3 protein-coding genes and 1 pseudogene are annotated in these 1,743 nt (G+C 43.2%); 3 read left to right on the top strand and 1 reads right to left on the bottom strand.

Annotated features, from left to right (window positions below):
- From PX636_RS17310 to PX636_RS17300, 3 genes and pseudogenes are all read left to right on the top strand, one after another.
- A pseudogene (locus tag PX636_RS17310) lies at positions 1-195 on the top strand (NAD(P)/FAD-dependent oxidoreductase); the annotation flags it as partial.
- A 307-nt stretch (positions 196-502) separates the two neighbouring features.
- The gene (locus tag PX636_RS17305) at positions 503-748 is read left to right on the top strand and encodes a hypothetical protein (RefSeq protein ID WP_002739747.1); all 246 of its coding nucleotides are present in this window, start codon (positions 503-505) and stop codon (positions 746-748) included.
- Positions 748-1,092 (top strand): type II toxin-antitoxin system PemK/MazF family toxin, encoded by a 345-nt coding sequence (locus PX636_RS17300; protein WP_288118037.1) that lies wholly within the window; start codon positions 748-750, stop codon positions 1,090-1,092. The genes PX636_RS17305 and PX636_RS17300 overlap by 1 nt, the downstream gene beginning before the upstream one ends.
- A 39-nt stretch (positions 1,093-1,131) precedes the next feature.
- Here PX636_RS17300 and PX636_RS17295 read toward each other — a convergent pair.
- On the bottom strand, positions 1,132-1,743 hold a 612-nt coding region (locus PX636_RS17295), incomplete at its 5' end, for an RNA-guided endonuclease TnpB family protein (RefSeq protein WP_288118035.1).

Below are 1,743 nucleotides of genomic sequence, written 5' to 3'. Positions count from 1 at the left end.
GGTAGATTAGCCGATATAATGCGTCGATTTGTCTATATACTGCGTTTACCCAGCAAACGCCATCAGTTGAAAGTGTTTCGACATTGGGCGAAAAAAATTCTTCTCCGACTCCGTTATTCACAGGTGTTATCTAATACTAAATCCGTTGAGTATAGGCTACATATCAGGAGAGGCAAAAGGCAAAAGGGAGAATAAATAATCAGTTTTTATAGCGTTTCCTGTTCACAAGAGGTACATTATCGATGTTAAAAAGCTTAATCAGCAAAGGTTTAAATGTGCCACACAGGTGTGAGAACCGCCATAGAACGAAGCAATAAAAACTAATTAGAGGAGCTGAAGTAGTTGCAAAGACTCAATATCTCTACGGTCTAACGTTCTGGTTGAGCGGCAGCAGATCGACCATAGCGATCAACGAAAAGCCTCTCAACTGTCCGCTCCAACCGGGTTGTTAGCCCTTACACAATTGGCTACAATAGCCCTAGACAAGCTACGAGAGAAAAGTATGCCTGAATTAAAAATTAGCATTAGTGAGGCTGCTCACAAAACGCTGTTAGCACTCGTTGACTCCTCTGGGGATACGCTCCCAACAGTATTAGACAAAGCCATCGAAAATTATCGCAGATATGTTTTTCTAGTTCAAGCGAATGAAGCCTTCGCCGCCTTAAGGAAGAATGAGACTTTATGGCAAGAGGAAATTTCTGAAAGGCAGACATGGGAGCAAACTCTCGCTGATGGAGTAGAAGGGTAGTGGCAGAAATTACCAGAGGAGAAATATGGCTAGCAGATCTTAATCCAGTAAGGGGGCATGAACAGGCTGGTAAGCGTCCATGTTTAGTGATTTCAGCAGACCTGTTTAATCAGGGTGCATCTGGCTTAGTTGTTGTTTTGCCAGTAACTTCTAAAGACAAAGGAATCCCTTTTCACATAAAAGTGGAACCCCCAGAGGGAGGAGTGAAAATGCCAAGTTTTATCAAGTGCGAGGACGTAAGATCAATCTCAGTAGAACGACTTGAGAAGCGATGGGGAACTGTATCCTCAGAAACCCTGGCATTGGTTGAAGACAGACTGAGAATCTTAATGGGACTGTATTGACATCCTCGCCGCCGTAAAACGGACGGCGATTCCCAAACCTCACGATTTGGGTTTCTGCTTCTTTCCCGAAGGATTTTTCGCACCTGCCGCCCCAGTTTTACTCTGTTCTGGTCTTATGGTCGCTCTACAGACTGACACCGCAAGCCCTGCGGCCAAAATATTTTTACTGGCGTTAATATCTCGGTCATGGTGAGTCCCACAGTCTGGACAGTCCCATTCTCGAACATTTAACGGCATTTTCTCAGCAATATGCCCGCAATTACTACATCTTTTAGAGCTAGGAAACCATCTATCTATTTCGATGTAATTTCTGCCATACCAACGGCATTTATAGGCTAATTGTCGAGTGATTTCTCCCCAACTTACATCAGATATTGCCTGAGATAACTTGGGGTTTTTGACCATATTCTTGACGGCTAAATTCTCAACCACAACCGTTTGGTTTTCACGAACTAATTGAGTGGTTAGCTTATGTAAATGGTCTTTTCTGCTATCGGTGATTCGAGCGTGAATCTTGGCTACTTTGATTCTCGCTTTTTCCCGATTTTTTGACCCTTTCTGTTTTCGAGAAAGACTTTTAGATGCTCTTCGCAGTCTCCGATAATACTTTTTAAAATGCTCAGGATTAGACACTTTATCGCCATCGCTGGT

Source organism: Microcystis sp. M53598_WE2 (assembly GCF_030067735.1).
Lineage (GTDB): Bacteria > Cyanobacteriota > Cyanobacteriia > Cyanobacteriales > Microcystaceae > Microcystis > Microcystis aeruginosa.
This window is presented reverse-complemented; position numbering and strand designations above follow the sequence as displayed.